Annotated in this window: 3 protein-coding genes and 1 pseudogene; 2 read left to right on the forward strand and 2 right to left on the reverse strand. The window is 66.5% G+C overall.

Features of this window, described 5'->3' with window-relative positions:
- A pseudogene (locus tag Q7P21_RS20215) lies at positions 1-183 on the forward strand (3-hydroxy-2-methylbutyryl-CoA dehydrogenase); the annotation flags it as partial.
- Positions 184-719: 536 nt separating this feature from the next.
- Here Q7P21_RS20215 and Q7P21_RS20220 read toward each other — a convergent pair.
- A complete protein-coding gene (locus tag Q7P21_RS20220) occupies positions 720-1,580 on the reverse strand; it encodes a patatin-like phospholipase family protein (RefSeq protein WP_304180170.1) in 861 nt (286 codons plus the stop codon).
- 29 nt (positions 1,581-1,609) lie between these two features.
- The gene (locus tag Q7P21_RS20225; protein ID WP_304180173.1) at positions 1,610-2,176 is read right to left on the reverse strand and encodes a peroxiredoxin family protein; all 567 of its coding nucleotides are present in this window, start codon (positions 2,174-2,176) and stop codon (positions 1,610-1,612) included.
- A gap of 705 nt (positions 2,177-2,881) precedes the next feature.
- Here Q7P21_RS20225 and Q7P21_RS20230 point away from each other — a divergent pair.
- Positions 2,882-3,094, forward strand: coding sequence for a hypothetical protein (locus Q7P21_RS20230; protein WP_304180177.1), 213 nt, complete (start codon positions 2,882-2,884; stop codon positions 3,092-3,094).
- Positions 3,095-3,433: the final 339 nt, after the last annotated feature.

Raw genomic sequence — 3,433 nt, forward strand, 5'->3', positions numbered from 1 at the left:
ATGCTGGGGGTGAAGACCCGGGCGCCGGCGATCTTCGAAAGCCTGTCGGCCTCGGTGCCGTTCCCGCGCCGCCTGGGCCACCCGTCGGAATATGCCGACCTGGCGCTGACCATGCTGCGCAACAGCTACTTCAACGGCGAGACCGTGCGTCTGGACGGCGCAATCCGCATGCCGCCGAGGTAGGGGGAGGGTCTCCTAGCCCTCGCCCCCCTTGGGGGAGAGGGTTGGGGGTCTTGCTGATGCGCCGCCTCACCTGACGGGCCGAAAGACGCCCCGCTGCGCGGTGCGCCCCTCACCCTGCCCTCTCCCCGCCAGCGCGGGGCGAGGGTTCAGCCATGATGGCCGCGCTTCCGTGGAAGTTAGCCCTCTCCCCGTCGGCGGAGAGGGTGAGGGGCTCTTGCTGACGCGCCGCCTCACCTGACCCGCCGAAAGACGCCCCGCTGCGCGGCGCGCCCCTCACCCTGCCCTCTCCCCGCAAGCGCGGGGCGAGGGTTCAGCCATGATGGCCGCGCTTCTGTGGAATTTAGCCCTCTCCCCGCTTGCGGGGAGAGGGTTGGGGGGTCTTGCTGTGTGCAACCGGGATGCTGGTCGACAGATTGTTGGGGGCGAGATTGCAGACACGAACGACGTGGAGCCCCCCCGTCGAGCTCGGCGATGCTGACGATCTCACCCACCAGGGCTTCGCTGACGAAGACGCGTTGGCCTGGCGGGGCATCAGGTCAGTGCGAGTGCGGATTGAGCATGCCGGGGATCTGCTGGCGGGACAGGCCGCCGTCGGCGATCCAGGCCCGGGTTTCCCGCGCGGCGCGGGCCATGAGCGTCTCGGTCTGGGTGAAATCGAACGGCGAGACGTCCAGCGGGCATAGGTTTGGCACGGTCAGGACCTGGGCGGTCCCGGACAAGTGGGCCAGGTCGCGCGCCATCTGGTGCGCGATGAGCAGGGTCAGCGCGTGAAACCCGCGCGATACAGCGCCACGGGGTGGGGTGGTCATAGCGCAGGCGAAGCCGGTTGGAAGGACGACCAGGCGCTCGGCGCCGAGCTCCGCGGCCGTGAGGATCGGGGTATTGCCGGAGACCGCGCCGTCCATCAGATGGTCTGCGCCGATTTTGACCGAGGGAAACATCATCGGGATCGCCGCGCTCGCCAGGATCGCCTCGACCGCCGGCCCCGATGACAGGCGCACCGCCACACCGCCCAGGCTGGTGGCGACCACATGAACGGGGATCGGGGCGTCCTCGAGATTGCGGTAGGGCAGGTGTCGTTCGATCAAGCGTTTCAGCTTGGTGGGCTCGAAAAGCGCGTCCGCCGATCTTAGCCATCGAAACGCGCTGCCCACCGAGAGGGGGAAAATATCGGCTCGATGCAGGCTTCTCCAGATCTCCATCAGCTTCGTCACGCCCTGAGCGGTCGGATCGCCGGCGAAGAATCCGGCGTTGAGGGCGCCCACGGAGGACCCGACAATCAGGTCCGGAACCACGCCGGCCTCAAGCAGCGCCTCCAGCATGCCGACCTGCACCGCGCCGAGGCTGCCGCCGCCCGCCAGCACGAACGCGGTCTTTCCTGCGAGCTTGCCCATCATCGGGGCTCCTGTTCAGAGCGCGCTCGCGCTCATCGGCCCTTTGGCAAGCCGTCGATGGTGGAAAGTATGGCGCTGAGCGGCGGCCGCACCTTGTAGTCCTCTTCCGCCAGCTTGGCCGTCACAACGCCCTTCGGGGAGATGACGTAGATCGAGGCATAGGGAACCCCCCAGGCGAAGCTTTCCGGCTTGTAGCGGGTGTCGCGCAGCTTCCAGGCGTCGATCGTCACCGAGCCCAGGTCGGACAGCAGCGGGTAGGGGATTTCCCGCTTCTCGGTGAACTGCGCCAGAACCTCGGTCGGGTCATAGCTGAGGGCGGCGAGTTTGTAGCCGCGGGCCGCCAGCGGGGCCGGCGCGTCTTTCATGTCGATGAGCTGCTTCTGGCAATAGGGGCACCATTTGGCCGACCGAAAGAACACCAGCACCAGGCCATTTTTTCCGGAGAGCTTGCGGACACTGACCGGCGCGCCCTTGAGGTCGACGGCGTGCAGTGCGGGCGCCTTGGCGCCCACGGGAGGCCCGACATCCCATGACGCGGCGTGGGCCGCCATCGGCAGTAGCAGCGACGACAGAATCATAAGAACGCGGCCAAACTTCATGACATTCTCCTGAGGGCTGGGCTCGTCGGGTTACGCTCTCAAGCTATTCGTGGTGACGCGCCGTTTTGATACGCGGCGAAGAAAATTTTTCCCCTTCGCTGCGGCCGGACCCCGTCCAGCCGCCTTCGCGCCAAGTCGCACCGTCTTGGACAACCGCCGGATCCGGTCTGGAGGATTTTGGTCGCTGCGCGGGGTGGGGCGGTCAGAGGTCGAGACGGTTCCGCCATTGACGAGCGAATCTCGTTGCGCCCACCGCGCGTAAGGACCGCTTCTCAGGACATCGCAGACCCTGGAGGGTCCGCATTCGGGGCTTGAGATAGGGTCCGCATTAGACCGGCCTTTTTCAACAAAATCCGCTCATCTCTGACCTTCGCCGCGTCCGCTTTTGGCCGAGGGCCGAAAGACGCCCCGCTGCGCGGTGCGCCCCTCACCCTGCCCTCTCCCCGCAAGCGCGGGGCGAGGGTTCTAGGTCGAGGCGCGCTTGGCGGCGTCGCGAGGGGAACCGACGAAATCCAGCGCACCATCATCGCCGAGCAGGGGCTGCGAATCTGAGGGCGCCCGGTCGTGCGGAGGGCCGAAACCTGATGGGTGAGTCCCGCAGGTCCGGTGGCGTGGCTGTGGATCGACCGTCCGGTTTTGGGCTGGAGGTCAAAGGTGAGAAACGACCCATTGCGGACATTTGTCTTCAACCGCTAAGCTCGTGACATGCAGCTGCCATGGATCGCTTGCCCCGACATTCCGCCCAAATCCGTCGGTTGGCGAATGGGACGCGGTGAAGAAGCATATACCCTTTTCTACCGCGCCTTTTCAGACCTGACGGTTGCCGAACGCGAGGTGTTCGTCGCCGAAAATCCTGAGCCTGAAGGCTGGGAGGGCACGTATGCAAAGATTTCCGCGCACCCGTGGCCAAACACCTGACCTGACCGCCAACCACCCATTCCCGCTGATCAGAATGTCGGCTCATGGCGGGCCACGATCCAGGGTCGCGCCAGGTCCCGGCCGCCCGCGCTTGCCCGATCCCGGCGGCGCGCCTATGTGCGCGGCGCAGCACCCAAGCTTCTTCCCCCGCTCCAACACAGGCCGCCGCATGACCCACCGCCTTGATGATCCTGCCCTCGACCGCCTGTTCCGCACGGCGCGCACCCGCAACGGCTGGTCGGGCGAGGAGATCTCCGAGGCGCTGATCCGGGAAATCTATGACACCGCCAAGTGGGGCCCGACGGCGGCGAACACCAATCCGGCCCGGTTCCTGTTCCT

The sequence above is a fragment of the Phenylobacterium aquaticum genome (genome assembly GCF_947378715.1).
Lineage (GTDB): Bacteria > Pseudomonadota > Alphaproteobacteria > Caulobacterales > Caulobacteraceae > Phenylobacterium > Phenylobacterium aquaticum_A.